Source organism: Paraflavitalea sp. CAU 1676, assembly GCF_029223285.1.
Lineage (GTDB): Bacteria > Bacteroidota > Bacteroidia > Chitinophagales > Chitinophagaceae > Paraflavitalea.
Window position 1 is genome coordinate 1,012,951 of record NZ_JARHUJ010000002.1, and the last position, 24,799, is coordinate 1,037,749.

Sequence of the window (24,799 nt, forward strand, 5' to 3'; positions counted from 1 at the left end):
CAATCATTTCATCTATGAGTACTTCACATAGTGCAGGATTTCTCCTGGGTCAAAGGGTGACCCGGGAACAGGAAACCTTTTTCCAACGCAACGGATACATCCAGTTTAAGCAGTTTCTCAACGCAGACCAATTGGCCGAGATACTTCACGAGATCAGGTCTGTGCAGCGCTATCTCATCTCCAACAATATCGATAAGGTAAATGGTATTCCGCTTAAGTTTGGCCGGGATACCGATGGCAGTCTGATGATCCAACGAATAGCTTTCGCTTCGCAGTACAGCCAGGTGTTGAGCAATTTGCTGAAGGATCCAAGATTCACCTCGATCACTCAATTACTGCAACCTTACCAGGGAAGGATCGGTGAATTTGAGAAAGATGGGCTGGTCGTTAATCATTATGTCAACCACGAGAACAGCGCTTTCAACCGCATGGGTTGGCATACCGATAGCCCACGGGACCTGTTCCTGGGAAGCCGCATTCTTCCCATGCTGAATGTAGGCCTGCACCTGGACGATTGCCCTTTTGAAAATGGCGGCTTGCGCGTATTGGCAGGCACCCACAAACAGGGCTTATTCCGCCTCTTGTTTCGTAAGAAGTATTTCATCGATAACAATCCGGACAAAGAAGAGACGGGGTTCAATGTTCAGGCGGGGGACCTCACCATCCATGATGGCCGCTTGTGGCACCGGGTGCAGCAATCGCCTTTTGAAGGGGAGGCAAGCCGCCGGCGGGTGATGTATATACCCATCGTCACGGGGGCCTACCAACCCAAACACGCCGATAGCGCCACTCCTTTTTATCATAAACTGGCTGCCTTGCAGAAGAACCGGAAGACAAAGATCAACTGGTCGCCTGCCGAGGGGAAAGCAGCCATTGCGCAGAATAATATTGCCTAATCCAACAATCATATCAACCCATGAGTTATGCGCTCGTTACCGGCTCTGCCAAAGGGATCGGAAAACATATTGCCATTGAGCTGGCCAGGCGGAACTATTCGATACTACTTACGGATATCGATGCTCCCGCACTACGTGATACTGCTATAGAGATAAGACGCGATTACGGTGTGGATGTACAGGAACTGGTACAGGACCTGAGCAGATCTGACGCAGCCGCAAAACTAAAGGCCTGGTCGGCTTATTACCATGACCGACTGACGGTAGTGGTGAACAATGCAGGTTTCGGACTCAATGATCCGTTCGAGGAGTTATCGCTGGAGGAGCAGTTTGGCATCATCGATGTAAACATCAAAGCGCAGCTGGCTATTACGCATGCCTTTTTGCCGGTACTGAAATCTTTTCCCAGATCTTACCTGCTGAATGTTTGCAGCACCACGGCCTTTCAACCGGTGCCCTACCTGGCGGTATACGCCGCCAGCAAGGCCTTCGTGTTATCGTTCAACCGGAGCCTGCACCACGAGCTGCGGCATTCAAGTGTTTCGCTGAGCTACCTGAGTCCAGGCTCTACCGACACGGCCTTTGTAGAAAGAGCACGGATGAAACCGCATACCTTGAAAACCGCTACCCATTTCAATATGTCACCGGCTGAAGTGGCCAGAATCGGCGTGCGTGGCTTGTTCAGGGGCAAAGAGCACATAGTGCCAGGATTCCTGAATAAGCTGAATGCCGTGTTGCCCAAATTCTTCCCGGTATCATTTGTTCGGAGGATCGCCGGATCGATCTATGAGCCACGACCAGCTACTGTGCCAGAAAGGCCAGGCGAAAGTACGCTCACGCAACCATCCTAATAAAGTAACAAGGGCCCCCAAACAGGCCCTTGTCGTTTGCAATAGAGGCTCCTTTCGGCATACCACAGTTTTTCCCACCCCCTGGCAGAGGAGTAGTTGAAAGGATATTGGAGCATCACTATTTAAAAATTGCAGCTAGTTTTTTATCGAGCGCTTCGTCGTCTTCCCCTTCGCCACCATACCGGCCAATGATAATACCCTGCGGATCGATCAGTATCTTGGTAGGAAGGCTGTAGATACCATAGGCTTCAGATTTATCTTCCGCACGGTCATATCCGCCTTCCGTTTTTTTCAGGCCGCGCAAAACATGTTTCCACACGCCAATACTGTCCTTCTGCACGGCCTGCCGCCAGGCCTTTGGGTTCGAATCGTCATCGGCAATGCCGATGATCTCAAAGCCCTTGTGTTTGTAGGCGCTGTATATGCGGCGCAGGTGTGGATTGCCCCTGCGGCAGGGCACACACCAGCTTGCCCAGAAGTCGACCAGCACATATTTCCCCCTGAAATCCTCCAACCGCAACGGTTGACCGTTGATGTCTGCGCCTGAAAAGGAAGTTGCCTTACTACCTGGCGAACCCAGCAGCAACCTGTTCATGTCCCGGGCAATCTGCTTGCCGTCGGGTGATTGCTGTACGGCTTCGCTCATTCGTTGGTAGATGCGCGCCACCTGGTCGTAATTCATTTGACCAACAAAATACCTCAACTGCGATGCTGAAATGAAGGAATTCGGATTTCGTCCAATGTAATCCAGTTGGATCACCCGTATCTGCTCATAGAAAGGCTCCATGCTATCATGAACCAGTTGCAGATAGGCTTTCATCTGCTCCAGTTCTCCCTCCGGTTTGTTCGCTTTCTTCGCTTCCATATATTCAAGGTTTTTCGCTTCGTACCGGTCCGATAGGGGTCGGATCGCTTCCCTGGGCGCGATTGTCAGCCTGTCAAAGGCTTCCAGTTCCGCCTGCACCTGTCCTCCCTTGATCACCAGCGATTGGATATTGGATATATCACCGCTGATGTCGGTTAAGCCGGGTTCAATGAACATACTACGGAGTTGCGTGAGCCTTGGCCCTTGCATAACTGCTTCCGTGAAGGTCAAAAACAGCCTTTTGGGATACCTGGCTACTCCCCGGTATTCAAAAGCACCCGAAACCAATAGTATACTATCGTGCTTTTGTTGATGCTCTTCGTCGTAGTAGAGGAAATGCGCAAAAGTACCGTCTACGGCGCCGGAGATATTTCCCCTGATCAGAAATGCCTCGCTATCTGTTGACTGGAGACGAAACGTATCGGGTTGTTGCGCCATCGTAGCAACAGTTATCCAGCACCCCGCCAGCAGCATGAGTAATTGTTTCATGAAAACTCTTTTAGAGAAAGCCGGGCCCGGTACGGTGTTTCAGGGCCCGGCCATTCTGATTAACGATTGATTATTGCTTGGGATATCCGGGGTTCTGATCACCAAAACCAGGGTTGAGCTGGAACTCGGTGGCCGGAACGGGAAGTATGTATTGCTCCTTGCTGGTAATAGTTGGCCGCAGGGCTTTTACCGTTTCGAAAGGCAGCCTTAACAAGGCAAACCATTCTATTCCATCTTCTGCTGCCAGGTTTCGAACGTATTCGAGATAGAGCTGGTACAACAGATCAGGCGCAGTGTTGGCATTGTCAACAGCTGTAAAATTGGTGACCCCTGCATGTCCCATCACCTCTTTCAGGATATTACGGGCATCGACCAGTGAACCACCCGAACGAACGATGGCTTCAGCCTTCTGCAGGTAGACTTCCGTGAGACGAAATACATAAGCATCTTCATATTTGGGGCCGGTATACTTGCCGATGTACAACGAATCTTTCAGGAAAGACATGGTGCCAGGCGGCGGTACACGCAACATCCAGGTGGCACGCGGATCATTCGCCAACAGGTTTTTAAAATACGAAGTGGCGAGGAATACACTCGACTGTATAAACTCGTAGTTCATTTTCCTGGTTCTCTGGTTGGGGTAGGGCGCAATACCCAGGATCACCTCTTTGCTGGTAAGGCCCTTGGTAAGGAAAAGATCCTTGAGGTTAGCCTCCAGTGCATAGTTATTATTTCCGATCAATGCATTGGCGACGTTTATGAGTTCTTTGTAATCGGCAGTCTGCCCCCGGCTCATGAGCACCCTTAACTTCAGCGCTTGTGCTGCGGCCTTATTGGCATAATGCACAGGCCTGTTTTCGGGACCGTTGGCAATGGCATAGTCGATATCTTCCATAATGAAGTCATAGCTTTCCTTTACCGTGCTTCTTGCACCGGCCGATCCATTTTTGAAGGTGAGCGGTTCTTTGCGCAGCAATACGCCAAACTTACTATCAGGGGTGTGCCATTCGCCAAAATACGATAAGAGAAAGAAGTGAGCATAGGCCCGCAGAAAACGGGCTTCCGCAAGTATCTCCTTTTTACGGGCGCCGATAAAGCTGCCATCGGGCAATGCTTCTACACCCGCGATGGTGCCATTGGCCGCATTGAGTACAGCGTAGGCGTATCCCCAATCGCCCGTTTGGGTTGGTGTGAATCTATGTGTTTGGTAGTAAACGGCCCCAAATCCATATTGCATCGAACCAGCCATCATGGCGGGTATGATCTCATGCGGGAACGACCAACCGGTTGAGAGTACAGAGAGTACTGTTGTAGCTTTTGCAAAACGGTAATAAGCCCCGTTCAAAGCAATTTCCGCACTTTTCTGATCAACCACGACGTTGCCGTCGACGATGGCCTGTGAAGGCAACGCATTCAGCTGTTTTTTACAGGATGTCTGTACCAGCAGGGCGACTGCGATGGTCAGTAATATCGGGAGTTTTCTTAGTTTCATTGCAGTTGATTTTTGGGTTAAAGTCCAATGCGCAATCCAATTGTGAGTTCACGGGTTGAGGGGTACATGCTGAGGTCGCGGCCGCCGCCGATGACGCTGCGGGGATCATCACTTACTTCGGGATCGAGGCCGGGGTAGGAGGTGATCACGAACACATTAGTGGCGGTGAGATAGAAATTCGCCGAACGTAGGCCAATTACTTTGGCTGCCTTCTGTGGAAGATCATAGCCAAGGGTCAATGACTTCAGCTTCAGGAAGGATCCATCATATACACTTCCCGATGTGAAAAACTCTGGCCGGTCATAGATAAGGCGCGAACGGGTGGTACTGGGGCGATCGGGTGTATAACGTTCCAGCACGCGTATGCCCTTGTTGTAGGTATTGGACACATTCCGGTCACGGACATCGCCCTGGTAGAGGATATCATTGCCATACGAAAAGTTGAAATGGGCAGTAAGGTTAAAGTTCTTATAGGCAAACGTGTTCGTAAAGCCACCATAGAATTTAGGGTTCATATTACCGATCACATCCTGCTTATAATCCACCACCCGGAAACTGCCGATCTCCATCAGGAGCGCAGTATCGAGCTTTACATCGCCAGGGCCAAACCAGGGGTTGAATATCGCTGCATAGATAACTGCATTGAGGTATTCGTCTGCTTCCTTCTGGCTGTTTACCATACCCAGCACCGGCCGTCCATAGATCAGTCCGAGCGGATCGCCTTCGCGCACGATGCTGGTGCCGAGGTTTAAGGCATTGCGGTCATTGGGATCGGAGAACGGTCCGCCATTCACATCAGTCACTTTAGAGCGGTTACGGGATATGTTGAAAGCCAGATCCCAGGAAAAGTCTTTTGTTTTGACAATGCCGCCGCGCAGTTCCAACTCAAGACCAGTGTTCCGGATACGGGCAATGTTCATGATCACACTAGGGAAGGCATAGCTGGGCGGCAGACTCGTATTCAACAACAAATCATCGGTACTTTTTTCATAATAACCGAAGGAGCCACGCAGTCTGTTGTTGAAGAGCGCGAAATCAAGACCGAGGTCCTTCTGCAGCGTTCTTTCCCATTTGATGTCTTCATTGCCGAGTTGCGAGGGAACATAGGCATTCGTGCCCGCATAGGCGGAAGGTATATACAGGGATCGATACAGGTAATCACCGATACTTTGCGATCCTGTATAACCGGCACTGGCCCTGATCTTCAATTCATTTACCCATGAAACGTTTTGCATAAAGCCTTCCTGCGAGATACGCCAGGCGATGGCACCGGAAGGGAAATAAGCGGAGCGGTTCCCCTGTGCGAACTTGGAAGAAATGTCATTGCGACCGGTAAACGTAAACAGGTATTTTTCGTGCAACGCATAGTTCGCACGCATGTAAAAGGAGAGCAGGGAGTACTCGCCGGCGGGATCACTGCCTTTTACCGAGAGCGGAACAGCAGCCGAGTTGAGGTTGTTGAGGAAATTGTCATTGGGATAACCTCTTCCTTCCGCGGAAAAGAATTCGGTTGTATATTTTTCCCAGGAAGTTCCACCCAACAGGGTTAACCGGTTGTTTGCATTGAACTGTTTATCCCAGGTCAAGGTATTCTCAAAGAAGGAGTTGACCGTGGTGCTATTCGATTGAGAACCCACACCGCCCTGCGATGATTGACCACCCTGGCTGGAATTATCGGCCATTTCCAGGTAGCTGGGAATGTAATTACGCTGGCGGTAATTGCTGTAGTTGAGTGAAGCGGTTGATTTGAGACGCAGGTCTTTCAGGATGTCGTACTCCAGCGAGAGTGAACCCAGGGCAGTGATATTGCGTCCCTCATTGATGGCAGAAGCCATCGCGAGTGGGTTCTGCAGGCCAAGATCGAACCCACCGCCGGCAGATGTAAGCGCGGCCAATTGTGCATCAAAATCGGTATAGGAACCATCTGCATTGTAGGGCTTAATAATGGGAGGTGCCATTAGTGCGCTGCTATAAACGCCATTGGTAATATTGGTGCGGGAGAACCCATAGTCCACATTAGTGATCACCCGCAGGCGGCTGTTGATCTCGTTGTCGAGGCTCACCTTGCCAGCCACTCTGCTGAAATCGCTACCCAACAGGGTACCTTTTTGGTTGGTGTACGCCAGCGACGTATAATAACGGGAGCTGCCGCCACCACCTCTCACCGAGATATTGGCATTCTGCGTAAAGCCGGTGCGCAGTACCTGGTCCAGCCAATCCGTATCGACGCTGCCATCTCCCAGCAAAGCCGGGTTGTCGACAATGGCTTTTGCAACGCCGTCAGTAGGGTAGCCAATGCGTTTGTCTTCATTGACACGGTTGGTAGCCGCCTCGGTCATGATCATCTTGTATTGTGCTGCATTCAGCACTTTTTCCCGGCGGGCTTTACTGAATCCGCTATAGTAATTGACTTCCAGCAAGGGCTTCTGGTTCACCTTTCCTCTTTTCGTGGTGATGATCACGACGCCATTGGCGGCTTTGGAGCCATAGATGGCAGTAGCAGACGCGTCTTTGAGGATATCGATGGATTCGATGTCTTCCAGGTTCAAGCCGGCGAGATTATTGAGCCCACGGGAAAAAGACCCAGAGATAGCAGAGTTGAAATCGGCTTGTCCGCCAAACATCTCGATGGGATTGGTCATATCGGTAACGCCGACGTATTTATTTTCTACCAGTACCGGTACACCGTCGATGATGTACAAGGGATCATTGGCGCCGATCAATGAGGAACCTCCGCGGATACGCATACGCACGGCACCGCCGGGTGATCCATCGGCCTTGGTGACCTGCAGGCCAGGCGCCTTACCAACGAGCGCGGCATCCAGCGTCAAGAATGGTACGTCACGGATCTCGTTGGGATTGACCGACGAAACGGAACCTGTGAGGTCCTTTCTTTTAACCGATCCATACCCTACCACGACCGAACTGGATAGCTCGGTGGGGGCTACTTCCATCTTCAGAACGATCTTGTCTGTGTTGGTGATCTTTTGTTCAAGCTTTTTGTAGCCGACAAAGGTGAATTCCAGTATATCGTTCAGCACGGCATCGATTGTAAAGTCGCCGTGAGCATCTGTCATTTTGGTTTCGCGCGTACGCCGGTTGCGCACGGTAACACCGCTGAGGGGTTTGCCATCATCACTGGCAACATGCCCGCCAAACTGTACCGGCAGCGCAGGCGCCTCATCCTGCGGTGCCTGAATGACCGGCCTTGGTTGCAGGATGATGATCTTGTTTTCAATGAGATAATAAGTAACGGGTTGATCTTTCAATACCGTAGTGAGAAATTCCTCAAAAGGCATGTTGCTGACCTGGATCGATACGGGTTTCGTTTTCCGCAGCAATTCGTTGGTGTAGACAAAGTTGTAACCGGTTTGTTTACACGCTTCCCGGATCACTTTTTCGAGCGGTGAGTTTTGCCTGTTCATGGTGATGGTCTGGGCCTTGCCGGAGGCATAAACCTGAAGGCAGGCGGTGAACAGGAGTGCAGTGGTCAGTTTCATAACCAGCAGTGTTTGATGAAGGAGGCCTTTTTTGCAACGCAATAAGCCTCCGTGCAAAGTCAATTTCATACTTTTGCAGTGTTTGGGTTATAGTTGATATGTCTCGAACGCATAAAACCGGCTCAAACGCAGCCGGAAGTGTTCCCGCACTTCCGGCAATTTTTTGCCTGGTCGTTTGCTCTATGTAGCCTGATTAGCTGCCCATAACAATCACTTTTCTTCCATCCACGATAAATGTTACTCCTTTCGTTAGCTCCAGCACTTTAAGGGCCGTTGAAATATTTACGTTCATAGGAATCGATCCGGAGAAATGCAGGTTGGGCGTTTGCTGGTACACGACCTCGATGTCGTACCACCTTTCCAATTGACGCATCACTTCTTCTATACCTGCATTATTGAAAGAGAAGAGGTTGTTGGTCCAGGCCAGGGCTTCTTCCAGATCGGCTTTCTGGGTTACGATTCGCCCGCTGTTGCTGTTGAGGATCGCCGCTTCTCCGGGAGAAAGTCTTACTTTATTTTCAATCGTTGCAGCGATTCCCGCTACCTGTACGGCGCCTTCTGCCAGGGTGATCCTGGTTTGACCGTTGTTGGTATAACTATTCACATTGAAATGAGTGCCCATGACCTTCACTTCCAATAGTTGCGTCTTAGCCAGGAAGGGCTTATTGTTCTTCGCCACTTCGAAATAAACCTCGCCGGTTGTCGTCACTTCGCGGGCTGCACCTGGAAAGGCAGTAGGGAACGTGATAGACGATTCAGCATTCAGGAGCGCTACGGTACCATCGGCCAGCCGGAGTCGGAATTTGCGGCCTTTAGGGGTCGTCAGCGTGTGGTAGACCGTGGCGGCATTCGCAGGCGCCTGGTAGCTCAGTTGTCCGCCTTCTTTTATCATTACGGCCTTTTCCTTAACCGGGATGCGGCCATCGGTTACGCTGTCCAACAAAACTTTAGCTCCATCGGCCGTCGTCAGTACGGCGCCCTCCTGACCCGGGGGAACGTCGTTCCTGAACCGCTCTACTTGCGACAGGGGTTGCGGGATATCGGGCCGCGACACATACCAATAGCCAATCCCGATCACCAGGGCTGCTGCAATCGCCGCTGCCCAATAATATCGCCTGCGGGGCCGCAGCGGGATCACCGTAGCCTGGTTGGCGGCTTGTTCCGATTGAAACCTGGACCAGGCCGCTTCCTTGTCGGCGGCTACCATCAATTCCAATTGTTGTCCCAACCATTCCGTATTTGTGAGCCTGTCGAATGTCGATTGATTGCCGGCCGATGAATCGCGCCAGCTGAACAGGAACACGCGTTCCGTTTCCGACAATTCGCCTGTCAGGTATTTGATGATCAATTGATCCAACTGCATCTGTTCCGCCATAGATTAATTTATTATAGGAGAGGTTTCTATGGGTAAACGGGAGGTGTGCCTGTTTAACCAACAGAATGCAGAAAAAAAATAAGAATTATTTAAAGAGGCCGGGGAATGCGAATAATGCAACGGGGAATATGCCGTTCTTTTTAACGAAAGCACGGAGGTGCTGTACGGCTCTTGCCTTGTGATTGAGAACGGTTTGCGAGCTCAGGTTGAGTGCAGCGGCAATCGATGCGGTATCCTTTCCTTCAAAGAAATAGGCCTTGAATACGGTTGAACATTGAATGGGTAACCGTTCAACTTCTTCATAGATGAGCTGCAGCACTTTGGCTTCCAACATACTTTGTTCTGCCTGCTCATCGGCAGTCTCGTACGCCTGCTCTTTTACATCCTGGAGGTACCGTTGGTGCGTGTGCTGTTTCCGGAGGTAATCGATGCCGGCATTTTTTACAGTCGTATAGAAGAAGGACCTGATAGCTGGCAGGGATTCGAATTGCGACCTGCTTTCGAGGTATTTATGAAATGCACGGATAGCAATATCTTCTGCTTCCTGGGTATCCTTGACAATATCGATGGCAAAATACCTCAGAGAAGGATAATACAGGTGAAAAAGGTGGCGAACCGCCTGTTCTTCCCCTTCCCGCAAGTCATCCAGCAAAAGTTTATCGTCGTTATAATTGCTCATCTTATTTTCAACTGACGGGACAGTCCATGGTGCGGATTGCAGTCAAAAATAATGATTTTCAGTCATGATGAATTCAACCTGTTGAGCAATGCTTTCAATTCGATGAGCTACCCTTATAGACGCCATAGATAGCATCCCGGAAATTCTTGTGCATTTTTACTTTATCGAAAGGCACTTCCTGCGTAAAAAATACTGCGGTGAGTTCGTTCACGGGGTCAACCCAGAATAAAGTGCTGGCGGCGCCATCCCAAAAGAATTCGCCTACCATTCCATTGTTTTCTTCTTTATTGGCGGGCGGACGGGTGCGCACAGCAAAGTCGATCCCAAAACCAACATTGCCTTTGCTGGGCAGCCACATGCGTTGGGAGACTGTGTCGGACAAATGGCTGGTGGCCATCAGCTGCACGGTGGCCGGTTTAAGGATCACGGCCTTGTCGAGCGAGCCCTTATTGACCAGCATACGGGCAAACTTCATGTAATCATCCAGCGTCGACGTGAGGCCCCAGCCACCGGGTTTAAGCGCCCATGCTTTCGTATTGAAATTATTGGCTTGTGCATCGGGCACGCGGCTAAGTGTGCCGTCTTCGCTGCGGTTGTATAAGGCTGCAAAACGCGACCTGTCACTGTCAGGAATAAGATAGTGCGTATTGTTCATTTGTAGCGGCGTGAAGATCGCTTCCCGAAGGTATTGATCGAATGGCCTGCCCGACAACTTTTCTACCAGGTAAGCCTGAACATCGACGGAGGAGCCATAGTTCCATTGATCGCCGGGATGAAAGAGCAGTGGGAGCGTGGCGAGCCTTTTGGCCATTTCGCTCAGGGTATTCGTTTGGCTCATGTATTCCGATTTACGAACCAACGTAGCCAGCGCAGGCACATCCATGCCCGGGAACCCGGCGGTATGGCGGGTGATATCACGAATGGTGATGGGCCTTTTGGCAGGCTCGGTAAGTATGCCACCATTCGCATCCACCCCTTTGTACACCTTCATATCGGCAAACTCCGGGCAATATTTGGAGAGAGGGTCATCCAACTGAAAAAGCCCTTTTTCATACAGCGTCATCAATGCTACGCCCGTCACCGGCTTGGTCATAGAAAAAATGCGTACGATGGTATTGCGGTCCATAGGCCGGCCGGCTTCGCGGTCAGCATAACCAAAAGCATTATAATAAACTTCCTTCCCTTTTTCGAATATGAGCGCGGATACGCCTACTGTTTTACCCTCATCGACATAGCCCTTCAGGGTAGCGTCAATGCGCGCTTTAACAGCTGCATTAACGATGGCGGCGCGTGCGAAGGCAGGTTTGTGGGGAATGGAGATTCGGAAAGCAGTGACTATCAATAGTACCGGCAATGCGACAAGCAGGATCCGTTTCATGAATGCAATAATTACAGGATTGGCAAAATGATCAAACGCATCCTGAATATAAGAAGAATCGGGCAGATGCCGATCGGGGATGTGACCTACAGGCCTTGGAGAGCGCCAGCGTCAAACGCTTCACCAACCCGTGTCTTCCACCCACATGGCGTGGTAGCAGGAGCCTCCGGATAAATTTCTATCGAGCTTTAGTTATCCTAGACATGCTTATCGTATCAGTCCTTATTGACAGGACTAAACTTCTTGCGATAGGCGGAAGGACTCATGCCTTTTGACTTTTTGAAGGCGCGGTTGAGGTGACTTTCATCGGTATAACAAAGTTCTGAAGCGATCTCGCCAATCCTTTTTCCGGTATGCAGGAGCCTTGTTTCTACCAGTCGCACTTTATACTGATTAATGTACTGCTGTAATGTTTCGCCTGTTTGGTTTTTAAAGTAGCGGCCCAGGTAATGGGGCGATATGTTCAATTGCCTGCTGATGCGGGAAGCCTTGAGCTCATTAGGCTGAAAGATATGATCCTGGATATACTGTAATATATCGAGCACCACCTCACCGGTAGTTTCCTTTAGTTGTTTGGGTAATTTGAGGGCAATGTTGCGGGCCACCACTAATATCAGCGTATTGACGATCTGCTGCACCACGCGCGAATGGTATAGCTGTTGTTGTTCAAATTCCTTGCTGATCAGATCAACCAGTGAAGCAACCATGGGCTTGTCGGTTTTATTCTTTAAGATGCAACCTGGCCGGTGACTGGCGTTCTGCAAGATAAACTCCATCCTTTGCACCCAATCATGGTCCTTTTGCCCGGCTGTTTGCACGTACAGCGGATTGAAATATAGAAAGAAGAATTGCGTGGTGGCTTCAATCGAGAAGTTGTACCGGTCTGCCGGCGTGATCAGAAAAAGGTTACCCTTTTTGTATTGAAAGAAATGATCGTTGGTGAATTGTCGTCCCGTTCCTTCCAAAACATAGATCAGGGTAAAATAATGCTGGCGGTGCGACGGACGAGGGAACTGATCCAGCCGCCGGTATTCAATGGAAAATGGCTCATATAATAGATCCTGCATGTTCCCTAAAACTACTGAAATAATGCAAAATTGTACAGGAAGAGCATCGTGCAAGCAGATAATTTCGGGCCTCAAACATTCTTATGCGATTACACGTATTGGCACTTATTCTGGTCTTGAACACCTCGTTGCTGAATGCACAGCAACCGGCAAAACAGCGGGACACCGCCTCCGCATTGGCGGGCACCTGGCAGCTCGTATCGGTCGTGAATATTTATCCCGACAGCAGCCGGGTTTATCCCTATGGCAAAGACCCGAAGGGTTTGCTGATCTTTGACTCAAAAGGGAACTACGCTATACAAATATTGACATCAACAAGGTCCCGCATTGCTTCGGGTGATAAAAACAAGGCTACACCGGAAGAATATGCAGCCATGGTACAGGGCAGCAATGCTCACTATGGCTCTTACAGCGTGAACGTGGCTGCCCGCCTGATCACCTTCTCTATCCAGGGCGCCAGTTTTCCCAACTGGGAGGGTACCCGCCAGGAACGGCGCTATACCTACGAAGACGGCTCATTACAGTACGTGGTAACACAAACGACGCAGGGCGGCCAGTCGGTTGTAGCGGAAGTGAGTTGGAGAAAGCTTTGAGCTTGATGATCAACTTGCACCTTCAAGGTATCTGGCAATCAAATGCTACAGCGGCCACACGGCGATCCTCCCGTCGTACGAAGAGCTTAGCAGCGTTTCCTGACCGATCAATTCGAGCGATTGTACAAAATTATGATGTTGTAATTCCCTGATACATGCTCCGGTTTCGATGTTCCATATCTTCACGAGGTTATCTTCTCCGCCACTGGCGATGTGAGTACTATCAATATGCAGCAGTGTACGAATAATGCCTTTGTGCGCCTTGACAATTACCCGGCTTTTTTCCAAAAAACCAGGATGGAGTTCCATGATCAACAGCTCGCCAGCCAGGGTGCCGCCAGCGAGCCGGTTCGTTGCCGGGTCATAACTCAAACATATCACAGGGCTTTCCAGGGTGAAAGTATGCCCAACAACACCCGTACGGTAGTTCCAGATCTTTACGGTACTATCTTCTGAGCAGGATGCTATCCAATCGTCTTGCAGGTGAATTACCTGCCATACCCAGCCGGCATGCCCGCTTAATGTTTGCACCACAGCTCCCGAAACATCACAGATATTGATGAGATTGTCGCCGCCGCCGGAGGCAAAATGCTCGTCACTCAACCGGCACAGCGTGAGCACTACAGCGGAGTGCGCGCTTATCCGGCGCACGAGGTTGAATGGTCCGTTTAGACACGCTCGTTCCCAAACGATGATCTGTTGATCTCTGGATCCCGACACAAAGATCCGGTCATTGATCTTTTCGATACAGAGTACAGAATTGGCATGGCCGGCCAGACTGTGTAACAACTCGCCCTGTTTATTCCATACATTGATCACTTTATCCCTTCCGCCGCTTAAAATGGTATCCTTATCCTGCATCTTCACTTTCCAGTTGTAACCCAGGTGGGCTTCAAATGGCTGACGGCTATTGCCCGCCTCCTCGCGGCTGTAAATGATATCACTCCTCAATACAAATTTTTCTCCGCTGCGCAGCTCTTCACCTTCGTGCCATACATTATGGTCGAATACAATGAGATCGCCTTGTACCGGAATGTACTCCGCCCAGGGCTTTGTGGCTTCTTTGGTTTGGTAAAAAAGCGTTCTGCCCCCTTCGAACTCGGTAGCGCTGTTGAGATAGATCATGAAAGTGAGCTTTGACTGGCTGGCGGCCGACTGATAATGGATGCCATCGAGGTGACGATGAAAGTATTGATTGGCCGAATACTTACAAAACCGCAGCCGGTCGTTCAAGCCTGCCAGGGCCCAGACGCCATTTTCGGATTCGATAGCCGCGTTCGTCCTGATCGTTTCCGGCAAATAGGGCTTCACTTTCTCAAACAGCCAGGCGGAAAGCGCTTTGTCGTCGACTACCTGCCGCTCATTGTTACGGTAATAAACCGGGTAATTAGCGATGGCCTGTTGAAAGGAATGCCGGATGTTCTCATTCAATAACGCTTCACATTCGGCTTTGGAGAAGAGGGCAGGTATTACAAAACAGGTAAAGGAACTATCGGGCAACAGATGACATATTTCGATCTTTTGGGGCATGGTTATCGCGCTTAGAAGGTTACGTGTAACTAACGGTTCCAAACTTATAGAAAAATACGATACATTGCAGACCACTTTCACTACCCCTCATGCACAAGTTAACCTGGTCACTTATTGTTTTTTTAATATACCATACCGCCGCTGCTCAAACTCCTGAAAAGTACATTGCCGAACTGTTAAAGCCTGGCGTTTATTTGGCTGGCTTCTTATCGTTTGATCAACCGGCAAAACCGCCTCGACAAGTAGAATTGGAAAGAAAAGTGCAGGCAGCAACACTGCGAAACCTGAAATGGTTTACCGACTCTATTTCGCAGGTAAAAGATATTTCAGCCCACCATGACAAATTTGGTCTAACGAAAGACGAAGCAACCGAATATTTTGCAATGGAACAGCCTAAACCTGTTGCGAAAGCGGCTACCACGAAAAGAGACACGCTCGAAGTATATCCAAAGATGACCGACTGATGTTTCGCGGCAGCCGGCGACTGGCGGCCTTCGATTCCCTACAAATTGACCTGAAAAAGAATGTGGTCTATTTCCGCGGAAAGGAATTACTGTATGAAGAATCCAAAAGTGGAGATACTGGCAATAATACCAACATGGGCCCAGTAAGCGGCCAACTCTACAAATTTGAAGAGGGGACACCTGTTAACACGACCGCCTTGAGTAGCATCAATATTTTGCAATACTCACTGACGATAGGTAAAACGGAGCGCGATGGGAAGCCTCTCCTTTTTCTCATGGCCGTGAAACTTGAAAAAGGGATGCCCGTATTGAATATTGCACTGCCTGTTCAACTGGATTAATAAGCGGCAGAATATTCCTTCTTGCTTATTTTTGCCGCAAATAGCGTCCGATTCCATATGGTAATTTTGCACCTTGATTTTGGAAGTGATGATCAGGCCTGTTCAGCCGATGTAGAACTGGAAGGCATTGCCGATTCCTGGGATGCGCACGCCACCATCGTTGGCCACCCAACCGTTCACCAGTTGCATGTCAAATTCTGGCTCGATCAATTTATGTTGCCGGTTTTCAGTTCGAAAAAGGAAGCCATGTTCTTCGAGCCCCTCCTGGAAGCCATCGACCAGGCCGCCAAAAAGCAATTGCCAGCCGAGTTCAATGATTAAGAGGTAATCGCTACCAGGGTCACTCCACTTTCTCCTGAAGGTCTTTAAATAACTTTTTCCGGTACAGCTTCCGCAATTTCTTTGCCAGCCTCCAGTCGCTTACATCTTCTGCCACATTCATACCCGAAAAATACACGCGTGTTTTGCCGGGCTTCATGGTGCGCATCGTTATATCCACATTATTCAGCGTATCGCTATCGATGATGAGCTGATTGATCTTGTACAACCTCAGCTCGGGGTGGTTGATCACTGAATCCTGATAATCCGTAGTCAGGAACGGCTTAATAGAATCGAACTCGAAATGCTCCGCTTTCAATTTTTGAACGATCTCATCCTGACTGAGTTTGATAGTAACATAACAATTGTAACATCTCAGGTTGCCTTCACTTCGATTGTACCGGTAATAGAGGGGTGGAGAAGTGGCCATGAACGCAACCATGCAAGGCAGCAGCACCAGCGCAGGGTGAAGCCGGGTGATAGCCATCGCCCGCAACCGATCCGGCTTACTGATGATATACGCCGGCAGCGGCAACAGGAGCAGCACCCACCCATCGGAATAATCTACTACCCGCGTGATCTGAATCGGAGCGATGCTATTGTACGCTTCGATCAACGCGCCCGACAAAGGCGATTTCCACCAAATGAAAAAGACGGCACTCAACCACAACACGTGAAGCCCCAGTCGTGGAAATATGTACAGCATCAACAATGGCAGGAGGATAATGCCCGCGGCGTCAGATAATTTGCCGGTGAGGAAATTGCTATAGGTGCTTTTCAACAGGTGGTCGTTCAGGACCAGCAATAACAGGCAGCCAATAAACAAATAATTCAGGATCAGGAACCGGTTGCGGGTAGGGCGCATGATCGTGTTGGTTTTCCACCAAATTAAAGCATGAACGGCAATCGCAAATGTTAAAGACTCAGGGAGCCTGCCGCGGATATTGCTTTTCGCGCCGGTTCAGGGTATAGCTGAAGTCTTCGTTGCCCACGAGCAAACTCCCATCGGGGCGGATAAAGAACAGGATATTATCATCGCCTTTCAATAGCCTGAGTGTGTAGCTTCCCTTATTGGGCGTAAGCTCATAAATGATGCGGCCATTAGGCTCGGTTTTCACCTGCCAGCTGCCTTTATCCATCGTTTCCTGCCGGTAGGCAATACCGCCTTTGAGGTAATAAGAAGGTTTGCCAGTGAGACTATCGACAAATAGGAGGATATACCATTTCAATTTGAAACAGGCATCGCTTTTATTTAATCCGAGAAAGGCCGACAATTCCTGGCAGGGCGTTCTGCCTTCAAAGACCAACGGGTATGGTTGACGGTTGGGCCGTGCAGTGAGGGCAAATACCTTGCTGGAGGAAGGACTGGTATTGTTCAATACAAAACTGTATCCTCCGTTGCCTACCAGCATCTGCCGGGATTGATCGAGCAAGTGCAACAGGTTATCATTGACCGCCATCAGGTGTAGTACCGTATTGGCCCTGGTGAGTGAATACACATGATCCTTCTCCGTCACTTTTCCTTTCCACTGTACACGCTGCTCATTGGAGAAGCCTGGCGTATTGGGCTTTGACAATCCGTATTGGCAACTTATCTCATACTCGGCTTTATGCATGATCAACTTCCACCGGATAAAATCGATCGAGTCCGTAGCTGAAATGCCCAGGAACGTGCGCACCACCGCATGGGCTGGTGTGCTGCCTACAAAAGTGCGCGTTTGGGCGGAGGCCGTAGAGCAAATGCTACCCAGACAAAACACCAGGATCAATAGTTTCATGATTACCAGTTTGTTGTTAAGAACTCAATCCCGAAGTTAAACAGCCTGCCGTTACTTTAGGCCGTTTTTGACCAACTCCCCACTTTGCTACACCACCTGCACAGATTTTGATTCGCCCCCCGAAATGTCTGATTCGGCACCCCCTTCGCCTACATAGCCGGATTACCCCTTGACCCGGGGCCCCTTCCACCGGTACTTTTACACTTTCAAAAACAGAACAACATAAATAGCAATGAAAAAGACAAAAAACATTCTCGCAACAGCAGCCCTCAGCATAGGATTACTGCTGCCAGGAACACTCACTTTCGCACAAGGAAATTCCTATTCCATCTCTAAACCCGCCGATTCCATCCGTCCGTTCAAGATCCATTTTTCGGATGCCGCTTTAAAAGACCTTAAGAAACGGGTACAAGCTACCAAGTGGCCACAAAAAGAGACCGTTACTGATGCCACGCAAGGGGTACAACTGTCTACCATACAAAAGCTGGCAAAGTATTGGACCACTCAATATGATTGGCGTAAAGCGGAAGCCAAATTGAACAGCTACCCCAACTTCATCACCAATATCGATGGTCTGGACATTCATTTCATCCATGTTCGTTCCAAACATCCCAATGCCCTGCCCATTATCCTTACCCATGGCTGGCCCGGTTCTATCATTGAAGAACTCAAGATCATCGATCCGCTCACCAATCCTACGGCCTATGGTGGCAAAGCAGAAGATGCATTTGATGTGATCATACCCTCCTTACCGGGTTATGGTTTTTCAGAACAACCCAAAACAACCGGCTGGGACCCTACGCGTATCGCGCATGCCTGGATCACTTTGATGAAAAGGCTTGGTTATAAACGCTATGTGGCCCAGGGTGGTGATTGGGGAGATGCCGTTACAGAACAGATGGCCGTGATAGCACCGGCTGCACTGGCAGGCATTCATACCAATATGCCCAGCGCTGTGCCTGCTGAAATTTCCGGAGCTTTGTGGTCACGCCAAGCTGCCCCCGACTCTCTGAATGCCGATGAAAAACGCGCGTACGAACAACTGGATTTCTTCTTTAAACACGGACTGGCCTATGCACAGGAAATGGGCAATAAACCACAAACCCTGTATGGCATAGAAGATTCACCGGTTGGCCTGGCCTCCTGGATCCTCGATCATGATATCCGCAGCTATGAACTCATTACCCGCACTTTCGATGGTGTGCCCGAAGGCATCACCAAAGATGATGTGCTCGATAATATCACGCTCTACTGGCTCACCAATACAGCCGTTTCTTCGGCCAGGTTATACTGGGAAAACAAGCTGATATTCTTTCAACCCATGAATGTGAAGATCCCTGTAGCCGTGAGCGCTTACCCCGACGAACTGTACCAGGCGCCGAAGAGCTGGGTTGAAAAAGCCTTCCCCAACCTTATCCACTACAACAGGCTTCCCAAAGGCGGTCACTTCGCAGCCTGGGAACAACCTGCATCCTTTAGCCAGGAAATACGCACAGCCTTTAAATCGCTTCGTTAATTCATAATAAGTGTAGCTATAAAAACAAAAGTCATGAAACAACAAAAGATCAGCAACACAGGCACCAAAGTGAAAGCAGCAGCGGTGCAGATCAGTCCGGTCCTGTATAGCCGTGCAGGCACGGTAGAAAAAGTGGTAAACAAGATCCGTGAACTGGGCAGCAAGGGAGTTCAATTTGCCGTGTTCCCGGAAACAGTGATCCCATACTATCCATATTTTTCATTTGTTCAGCCGCCCTATTTACAGGGCAAACAACATCAGTTGTTATTGGAAGAATCGGTAACCGTTCCTTCGGCAGAAACACAGGCTATTGGCGAAGCAGCCCGTGAAGCGAATATGGTGGTATCGATCGGCGTCAATGAACGCGATGGGGGAACTATCTATAACTCGCAACTACTTTTTGATGCAGACGGCACCCTGATCCAACACCGGCGCAAGTTAACGCCCACCTACCACGAACGTATGTTGTGGGGCCAGGGCGATGCTTCAACCCTTCGTGCAGTAGACAGTACTTATGGACGCATTGGTCAGCTGGCCTGCTGGGAGCATTACAATCCATTGGCACGTTATGCGCTGATCGCCGATGGTGAACAGATCCATGCAGCAATGTATCCGGGCTCCATCTTTGGCCCCGTATTCAGCCAGCAAACAGAAGCCAACGTACGCCAGCACGCCCTCGAATCAGCCGCTTTCGTAGTAGTCTCTACCGCCTGGCTCGATGCCGATCAGCAGGCGCAGATCATGAAAGATACCGGCAGTCCCATCGGACCTATATCGGGCGGTTGTTTTACAGCCATTGTAGCGCCCGACGGACAACTCATCGGCGAGCCATTGTTATCGGGAGAAGGAGAAGTGATTGCGGACCTCGATTTCAGTTTGATCGATGCGCGGAAACGACTGATGGATGCACGTGGTCACTACAGCCGGCCCGAGTTGCTGAGCTTACTGATTGACCGCACACCAGCACAGCATGTACATGAACGCAATGCACCAATCCAGCCTGAACAGCCGGTCAATAATGGGTAATCAAGGTAACCGCTAAGTGCCAACTACAAATCATCTAAAAACAACAATCGTGATTCAATCAATAAAGCTCCTCGTAATAGCACTGTTCTTCGGAACATTGCTATTGCAGGGCAAACCAGTCCACGCGCAAGGCGCACAGCCGGCTTCAATCGCGGCGACGGAATCGATCCGCCCCTTCAAAGTAAAGATACCTGCAGCGGAAATCAAAGCATTGCGTCAACGCATCCGGGACACGCGCTGGCCCGATCAGGAAACGGTCAGCGACCCATCGCAGGGCGCCCGGTTGGCTCAATTGAAACCCCTGGTAGCCTATTGGGGTAGAGACTATGACTGGCGAAAGGCAGAAGCAAGGCTCAATGCACTGCCTCAGTTTACCACGACCATCGATGGGGTAGACATTCACTTCATACATGTGAGGTCGAAGGAAGCCAATGCGCTGCCCATCATCATCAGCCACGGATGGCCGGGATCTGTATTTGAATTGCTCGGCGTCATCGATCCGCTCGCCAACCCTACCGCACACGGCGGCACGGCGGCAGAGGCTTTTGATGTAGTGATCCCTTCCTTACCAGGCTTCGGGTTTTCAGGCAAACCCACCGATACCGGCTGGGATCCGGACCGCATCGCAAAGGCCTGGGCGGTATTGATGAAACGACTGGGCTATCACCGTTATGTAGCGCAGGGTGGCGATTGGGGCGCAGCGATCGTGAATGCGATGGGCAGGCAGGCTCCGGCAGAACTGGTAGCCATCCACAACAACCTGCCAGCTACGGTACCTGCAGAGGTCGGTAAGATCATAAGCACGGGCGGTCAGGCCCCGGCCGATCTATCAGCACAGGAGCGTGCCGTATTCGATGTCCTCAGCAAGTTTTATAAAGACGGCAGCACTGCTTACAATACGGCTATGACGGCCCGGCCGCAGGCCATTGGCTATGGACTTGCTGATTCGCCTGCCGGACTGGCCGCTTGGCTGTTGCTGCATCCTGGCTTTGCGACCTGGCGATTCGGTAATGATGCAGCACAAACACCCTCGAAGGACGAGGTGTTGGATAATATTACTTTATACTGGCTCACCAATACAGCTGCATCATCGGCCCGCATATATTGGGAAAACAAAGGCAAACCGGTGATTAGTGCTGCCGCTCAAAAAACGCAAGATATTAAGATCCCGGTTGCCATTACCGTTTTTGCGGAAGATATATACCGGGCCCCGGAGTCATGGGCCAGACGGGCTTATCCCAATCTTGTTTACTTCAAAGAAGTAGCTAAAGGCGGTCACTTCGCGTCGTGGGAACAACCCCAACTCTTCAGCGAGGAAATGCGCGCCGCCTTCAAATCATATCGTTAACCAGTATTTTTTACACCCATTAAATTCAACACAATGAAACTTTCAGTAAAAATCATCGCAGGCGCTATCGCCATCATAGTCATTACGATCTTCAGTATTACCGGTATTGCCTCACCCAAACAATCGGGCATCAAACGCACCGACCTGCAAAGGCACGACCTTAGTGCGCCGGGACGCGAAATGATCCAGGCACTGGTAGAGCTGGCGCCGGGCGCTGCCTTTGGCATGCACAAACATCCCGGAGAAGAGATCATCTATGTAACGGAAGGTGCGCTGGAATATGACGTGGAAGGCAAAGGTGTCGTTAAACTCAAGGCAGGAGATGTATTGTTTGTTCCCGCAGGCACTTACCACTCGGCACGTAATAACGGTCAGGTAAGTGGAGCCGAGCTGGCCACTTATGTGGTAGAAAAAGGCAAGCCGCTGATCGAGTTCAAGAAATAGGCTCACCGCAGCCCGAAGGCGCTGGCTGGCACCACTATTCTTCACCCGATCCGCAAGGTGGCAGCCGTTTCGTCCCGCAGGCGAAGGCAAAGTCCGGTCTCTTGCTGCAGGGAAATGCCGTACGATGGAATGATCGCTTGAAGTTGGGTACGCCAGCTATCGTTTTTGAAGCGACCGGCAAAACAAGTCTCAAGCAGCTCAAGCATGATGGCTACTGCCGTCGAAGCACCGGGCGAGGCGCCCAGCAAAGCCGCGAGGGTTTTATCGGCCGAACTGATCAGCTCCGTGCCAAACTTCAATACGCCACCATGATCATTGTCCTTTTTGATGATCTGCACCCGTTGACCCGCCTGCTCCATGCGCCAATCTGCCTCCTGTGCCAGGGGAAAGAAAGCCTGCAACGCATCGAACCGCTTCTCATCCGATTCGAGCAACTGGCCGATGAGGTATTTCTCCAGCGACCAGTTATCAAGTCCAACCGCCAGCATGGGAAGAATATTGTGCAGGTCGATCGAGCCAAAGAAATCAAAAAAGGAACCGTGTTTGAGGAATTTGGTGGAGAAGCCCGCATAGGGCCCAAACAACAAAGATTCTTTTCCATCCACATACCGCGTATCGAGGTGGGGTACCGACATCGGCGGCGCGCCAACACCGGCTTTCCCGTACACTTTGGCTTCATGACGAGCCGTAAGGCCAGCATTATCTGTACGCAACCACAAACCGCTTACCGGAAACCCGGCATAGCCTTCCGCTTCCGGAATATCCGACTTCTGCAACAAGGGCAACGCGCCACCACCGGCGCCGATGAATACGAAGCCGGCTTGTACCTGGTATTCTTCGTCCGATTGTTCATCACGGATCTCCACCAGCCAGCCTTTACCGGCCCGTTTCAAATCGGTTACGCGGCTAAAGAACGAAATAGAGAATCCCGCAGTTTGTTGCAGGTGGGCAATATAATGATTGGTGAGCCTGCCATAGTCAACATCCGTACCGGTATCCATACGCGTAGCCGCAACGGGCTCCTGCGGATCGCGCCCTTCCATTACCAAGGGCAACCAATGCGCCAGTAGGGCCCTATCCTCCGTATATTCCATGCCTTTATACAAGGGATGTGCAGTAAGTGCATCGTACCGCTTTTTCAAATAGGCGATATCTTCTGAACCGCGCACAAAACTGTAATGAGGAATGCCATGGATAAAGGTTTGAGGATCCTGAATGATGCCTTTGCGCACAAGGCAGGCCCAGTACTGGCGCGAGAGATCGAAGGCAGTATTCACCTCCAGGGCTTTGTCGATACCGATGCTGCCATCTTCTTCTTCGGGCGTATAGTTAAGCTCGCACAGCGCTGCATGTCCGGTACCGGCGTTGTTCCAGGCATTGGAACTTTCCTGGGCCGCCGTGCCCAACACTTCATAAATAGCAATTCTTAAAGAAGGATCGAGCTCGCGCAACAGCATCGCGAGGGTTGTGCTCATGATACCGGCGCCTATCAATAGAATATCGGTTTGCTTTTTCGCACTGTTCATAGTGGTAGACTTAATGATCCGCAAAAGATAGGTATTTATGGTCGGAAAGTGACCGGCTGATTAACCTGCCTGCACGAACCCCGGTATTTTTCGTGACGCGTTGTGTCTGTTTCACCCCTCCGATTGTCCGCCTGCCCGTGTTCTTCGTAGGTTGTAGCTGCCTGGGAGTCTACATTTGATCTCAGAAAGGGACACGGTCTAAAAACGACTCCCGGAATAAGCGAATCAATCATTACCAATCATCATTCAAACATTCATACCATGATAAAGCTCAACAATTATAGCCGCCGCAAATTTTTACAGTCAGCCGCCATGTCGCTCGGAGGATTTGAGCTCGCCTTAATGGGACTCGGCAATAAAAGCCTGGACAACATCATTCCATCCTATTCCGGCAATACATCCGACAATGCCCGTACATTGGCAGCGTCAATCAAACAAATAGACGCCGGCGTTTTGAATGTAGGCTATGCGGAAGCAGGCCCGGCGGACGGTCCGGTGGTTATATTGCTGCATGGCTGGCCTTACGATATTTACAGCTTTGCCGATGTTGCCCCCATACTGGCAGATAAAGGTTTCCGGGTGATCATTCCATTCCTGCGTGGATATGGCACCACACGTTTCCTCTCCGACAAAACCCTGCGCAACGGCCAACAATCGGCCCTGGCCTTCGATGTTATACATCTGATGGATGCGTTGAAGATCAAACAGGCGGTGATCGGTGGCTTCGATTGGGGTGCACGTACCGCCAATATCGTGGCAGCCCTTTGGCCCGAGCGGGTAAAAGCCATGGTATCCGTAAGCGGTTACCTGATCGGCAACCAGGCAGCCGGTAAAGCGCCCCTGCCACCCGCGGCTGAATTGCAATGGTGGTACCAATATTACTTTTCTACCGAGCGCGGTGCAGCCGGCTACAAACAATACACGCATGATTTTGCCAAACTGATCTGGCAGCTTGCTTCGCCCCAATGGAAGTTTGATGACGCAACCTTCGACCGCAGCGCCGCCTCGCTCAATAACCCCGACCAGGTAGCGATCGTGGTGCACAATTACCGGTGGCGGCTCGGACTGGCAGATGGAGAGAAAATGTATGATGAATACGAGAAGAAACTGGCAACCGGTCCGTTGATCACAGTGCCTACCATTACCATAGAGGGAGATGCGAATGGCGCCCCACACCCGGATGCCAAAGTATATGCAAAGAAATTCTCCGGCAAGTATACTCACAAATTATTGACGGGAGGAGTTGGACACAATCCGCCGCAGGAAGCACCCAAGGCATTTGCCGATGCGATCATTGAAGTGGCCGGATATTAAGTGAGGCCG

22 protein-coding genes are annotated in these 24,799 nt (G+C 50.5%); 11 read left to right on the forward strand and 11 right to left on the reverse strand.

Annotated elements, in window-relative coordinates:
• The first annotated feature begins 14 nt into the window (after positions 1–14).
• Positions 15–896, forward strand: a complete 882-nt coding sequence (locus P2H89_RS08655; RefSeq protein ID WP_275826262.1) for a phytanoyl-CoA dioxygenase family protein — start codon at positions 15–17, stop codon at positions 894–896.
• A 20-nt stretch (positions 897–916) separates the two neighbouring features.
• The gene (locus P2H89_RS08660; RefSeq protein ID WP_275826264.1) at positions 917–1,747 is read left to right on the forward strand and encodes an SDR family NAD(P)-dependent oxidoreductase; all 831 of its coding nucleotides are present in this window, start codon (positions 917–919) and stop codon (positions 1,745–1,747) included.
• A 118-nt stretch (positions 1,748–1,865) separates the two neighbouring features.
• Here P2H89_RS08660 and P2H89_RS08665 read toward each other — a convergent pair whose 3' ends face one another.
• The 7 genes from P2H89_RS08665 to P2H89_RS08695 form a co-directional block, all read right to left on the reverse strand.
• On the reverse strand, positions 1,866–3,101 hold the full coding sequence (locus tag P2H89_RS08665) for a TlpA disulfide reductase family protein (RefSeq protein ID WP_275826266.1): 1,236 nt from the start codon (positions 3,099–3,101) through the stop codon (positions 1,866–1,868).
• A gap of 70 nt (positions 3,102–3,171) precedes the next feature.
• Entirely contained in the window at positions 3,172–4,593 is a 1,422-nt protein-coding gene (locus P2H89_RS08670) for a RagB/SusD family nutrient uptake outer membrane protein (protein WP_275826268.1), read from the reverse strand.
• A gap of 17 nt (positions 4,594–4,610) precedes the next feature.
• Positions 4,611–8,093, reverse strand: coding sequence for a TonB-dependent receptor (locus P2H89_RS08675; protein WP_275826270.1), 3,483 nt, complete (start codon positions 8,091–8,093; stop codon positions 4,611–4,613).
• A 193-nt stretch (positions 8,094–8,286) separates the two neighbouring features.
• A complete protein-coding gene (locus tag P2H89_RS08680; RefSeq protein WP_275826272.1) occupies positions 8,287–9,468 on the reverse strand; it encodes a FecR family protein in 1,182 nt (393 codons plus the stop codon).
• An 85-nt stretch (positions 9,469–9,553) separates the two neighbouring features.
• Positions 9,554–10,147 carry a sigma-70 family RNA polymerase sigma factor gene (locus P2H89_RS08685; RefSeq protein ID WP_275826273.1) on the reverse strand — a complete coding sequence of 198 codons (594 nt, stop codon included), beginning with the start codon at positions 10,145–10,147 and terminating at the stop codon, positions 9,554–9,556.
• Between the two features lie 94 nt (positions 10,148–10,241).
• Positions 10,242–11,525 carry a serine hydrolase domain-containing protein gene (locus P2H89_RS08690; RefSeq protein WP_275826275.1) on the reverse strand — a complete coding sequence of 428 codons (1,284 nt, stop codon included), beginning with the start codon at positions 11,523–11,525 and terminating at the stop codon, positions 10,242–10,244.
• A 215-nt stretch (positions 11,526–11,740) separates the two neighbouring features.
• On the reverse strand, positions 11,741–12,592 hold the full coding sequence (locus tag P2H89_RS08695; RefSeq protein WP_275826277.1) for an AraC family transcriptional regulator: 852 nt from the start codon (positions 12,590–12,592) through the stop codon (positions 11,741–11,743).
• An 83-nt stretch (positions 12,593–12,675) separates the two neighbouring features.
• Here P2H89_RS08695 and P2H89_RS08700 point away from each other — a divergent pair, with 83 nt between their 5' ends.
• Positions 12,676–13,185, forward strand: a complete 510-nt coding sequence (locus P2H89_RS08700) for a lipocalin-like domain-containing protein (RefSeq protein WP_275826279.1) — start codon at positions 12,676–12,678, stop codon at positions 13,183–13,185.
• A gap of 45 nt (positions 13,186–13,230) precedes the next feature.
• Here the strand turns inward: P2H89_RS08700 and P2H89_RS08705 are convergent, their stop codons facing one another.
• A complete protein-coding gene (locus P2H89_RS08705) occupies positions 13,231–14,715 on the reverse strand; it encodes a 2OG-Fe(II) oxygenase (protein WP_275826281.1) in 1,485 nt (494 codons plus the stop codon).
• 89 nt (positions 14,716–14,804) lie between these two features.
• Here P2H89_RS08705 and P2H89_RS08710 point away from each other — a divergent pair, with 89 nt between their 5' ends.
• Genes P2H89_RS08710 through P2H89_RS08720 form a run of 3 tightly spaced genes read left to right on the forward strand, consistent with a single transcriptional unit; the run spans position 14,805 to position 15,841 of the window.
• Positions 14,805–15,179 carry a hypothetical protein gene (locus P2H89_RS08710; RefSeq protein ID WP_275826283.1) on the forward strand — a complete coding sequence of 125 codons (375 nt, stop codon included), beginning with the start codon at positions 14,805–14,807 and terminating at the stop codon, positions 15,177–15,179.
• Complete coding sequence (locus tag P2H89_RS08715; protein WP_275826284.1) at positions 15,179–15,520, forward strand: hypothetical protein; 342 nt, start codon at positions 15,179–15,181, stop codon at positions 15,518–15,520. Before P2H89_RS08710 ends, P2H89_RS08715 begins: the two co-directional genes overlap by 1 nt.
• 57 nt (positions 15,521–15,577) lie before the next feature.
• Positions 15,578–15,841, forward strand: coding sequence for a hypothetical protein (locus P2H89_RS08720; protein ID WP_275826286.1), 264 nt, complete (start codon positions 15,578–15,580; stop codon positions 15,839–15,841).
• A 19-nt stretch (positions 15,842–15,860) separates the two neighbouring features.
• Here P2H89_RS08720 and P2H89_RS08725 read toward each other — a convergent pair whose 3' ends face one another.
• Together P2H89_RS08725 and P2H89_RS08730 are read right to left on the reverse strand one after the other, a co-directional pair.
• Positions 15,861–16,703: a hypothetical protein gene (locus tag P2H89_RS08725; protein ID WP_275826287.1), complete on the reverse strand. Its 843-nt coding sequence runs from the start codon at positions 16,701–16,703 to the stop codon at positions 15,861–15,863.
• Positions 16,704–16,761: 58 nt separating this feature from the next.
• On the reverse strand, positions 16,762–17,616 hold the full coding sequence (locus P2H89_RS08730; RefSeq protein ID WP_275826288.1) for a hypothetical protein: 855 nt from the start codon (positions 17,614–17,616) through the stop codon (positions 16,762–16,764).
• Between the two features lie 232 nt (positions 17,617–17,848).
• On the opposite strand from P2H89_RS08730, the gene P2H89_RS08735 reads away from it, so the two are divergent.
• From P2H89_RS08735 to P2H89_RS08750, 4 genes are read left to right on the forward strand one after another with little or no spacing between them, the layout of a single operon-like run.
• On the forward strand, positions 17,849–19,132 hold the full coding sequence (locus tag P2H89_RS08735; RefSeq protein WP_275826290.1) for an epoxide hydrolase family protein: 1,284 nt from the start codon (positions 17,849–17,851) through the stop codon (positions 19,130–19,132).
• 33 nt (positions 19,133–19,165) lie between these two features.
• Positions 19,166–20,158 (forward strand): nitrilase-related carbon-nitrogen hydrolase, encoded by a 993-nt coding sequence (locus tag P2H89_RS08740; protein WP_275826292.1) that lies wholly within the window; start codon positions 19,166–19,168, stop codon positions 20,156–20,158.
• 49 nt (positions 20,159–20,207) lie between these two features.
• Positions 20,208–21,506, forward strand: a complete 1,299-nt coding sequence (locus P2H89_RS08745; protein WP_275826294.1) for an epoxide hydrolase family protein — start codon at positions 20,208–20,210, stop codon at positions 21,504–21,506.
• Between the two features lie 33 nt (positions 21,507–21,539).
• On the forward strand, positions 21,540–21,950 hold the full coding sequence (locus tag P2H89_RS08750; RefSeq protein ID WP_275826296.1) for a cupin domain-containing protein: 411 nt from the start codon (positions 21,540–21,542) through the stop codon (positions 21,948–21,950).
• A gap of 41 nt (positions 21,951–21,991) precedes the next feature.
• On the opposite strand, the gene mqo is transcribed toward P2H89_RS08750, so the two are convergent.
• Positions 21,992–23,500: a malate dehydrogenase (quinone) gene (gene mqo / locus P2H89_RS08755; protein ID WP_275826297.1), complete on the reverse strand. Its 1,509-nt coding sequence runs from the start codon at positions 23,498–23,500 to the stop codon at positions 21,992–21,994.
• Positions 23,501–23,737: 237 nt separating this feature from the next.
• On the opposite strand from mqo, the gene P2H89_RS08760 reads away from it, so the two are divergent.
• Entirely contained in the window at positions 23,738–24,790 is a 1,053-nt protein-coding gene (locus tag P2H89_RS08760) for an alpha/beta hydrolase (RefSeq protein WP_275826299.1), read from the forward strand.
• Positions 24,791–24,799 lie beyond the last annotated feature (9 nt).

Bases quoted from the DNA above. Each gene is read 5' to 3' on its own strand.
- P2H89_RS08655 (WP_275826262.1), top strand. From the start codon at position 15: ATGAGTACTTCACATAGTGCAGGATTTCTCCTGGGTCAAAGGGTGACC.
- P2H89_RS08660 (WP_275826264.1), top strand. From the start codon at position 917: ATGAGTTATGCGCTCGTTACCGGCTCTGCCAAAGGGATCGGAAAACAT.
- P2H89_RS08665 (WP_275826266.1), bottom strand. From the start codon at position 3,101: ATGAAACAATTACTCATGCTGCTGGCGGGGTGCTGGATAACTGTTGCT.
- P2H89_RS08670 (WP_275826268.1), bottom strand. From the start codon at position 4,593: ATGAAACTAAGAAAACTCCCGATATTACTGACCATCGCAGTCGCCCTG.
- P2H89_RS08675 (WP_275826270.1), bottom strand. From the start codon at position 8,093: ATGAAACTGACCACTGCACTCCTGTTCACCGCCTGCCTTCAGGTTTAT.
- P2H89_RS08680 (WP_275826272.1), bottom strand. From the start codon at position 9,468: ATGGCGGAACAGATGCAGTTGGATCAATTGATCATCAAATACCTGACA.
- P2H89_RS08685 (WP_275826273.1), bottom strand. From the start codon at position 10,147: ATGAGCAATTATAACGACGATAAACTTTTGCTGGATGACTTGCGGGAA.
- P2H89_RS08690 (WP_275826275.1), bottom strand. From the start codon at position 11,525: ATGAAACGGATCCTGCTTGTCGCATTGCCGGTACTATTGATAGTCACT.
- P2H89_RS08695 (WP_275826277.1), bottom strand. From the start codon at position 12,592: ATGCAGGATCTATTATATGAGCCATTTTCCATTGAATACCGGCGGCTG.
- P2H89_RS08700 (WP_275826279.1), top strand. From the start codon at position 12,676: ATGCGATTACACGTATTGGCACTTATTCTGGTCTTGAACACCTCGTTG.
- P2H89_RS08705 (WP_275826281.1), bottom strand. From the start codon at position 14,715: ATGCCCCAAAAGATCGAAATATGTCATCTGTTGCCCGATAGTTCCTTT.
- P2H89_RS08710 (WP_275826283.1), top strand. From the start codon at position 14,805: ATGCACAAGTTAACCTGGTCACTTATTGTTTTTTTAATATACCATACC.
- P2H89_RS08715 (WP_275826284.1), top strand. From the start codon at position 15,179: ATGTTTCGCGGCAGCCGGCGACTGGCGGCCTTCGATTCCCTACAAATT.
- P2H89_RS08720 (WP_275826286.1), top strand. From the start codon at position 15,578: ATGGTAATTTTGCACCTTGATTTTGGAAGTGATGATCAGGCCTGTTCA.
- P2H89_RS08725 (WP_275826287.1), bottom strand. From the start codon at position 16,703: ATGCGCCCTACCCGCAACCGGTTCCTGATCCTGAATTATTTGTTTATT.
- P2H89_RS08730 (WP_275826288.1), bottom strand. From the start codon at position 17,616: ATGAAACTATTGATCCTGGTGTTTTGTCTGGGTAGCATTTGCTCTACG.
- P2H89_RS08735 (WP_275826290.1), top strand. From the start codon at position 17,849: ATGAAAAAGACAAAAAACATTCTCGCAACAGCAGCCCTCAGCATAGGA.
- P2H89_RS08740 (WP_275826292.1), top strand. From the start codon at position 19,166: ATGAAACAACAAAAGATCAGCAACACAGGCACCAAAGTGAAAGCAGCA.
- P2H89_RS08750 (WP_275826296.1), top strand. From the start codon at position 21,540: ATGAAACTTTCAGTAAAAATCATCGCAGGCGCTATCGCCATCATAGTC.
- P2H89_RS08760 (WP_275826299.1), top strand. From the start codon at position 23,738: ATGATAAAGCTCAACAATTATAGCCGCCGCAAATTTTTACAGTCAGCC.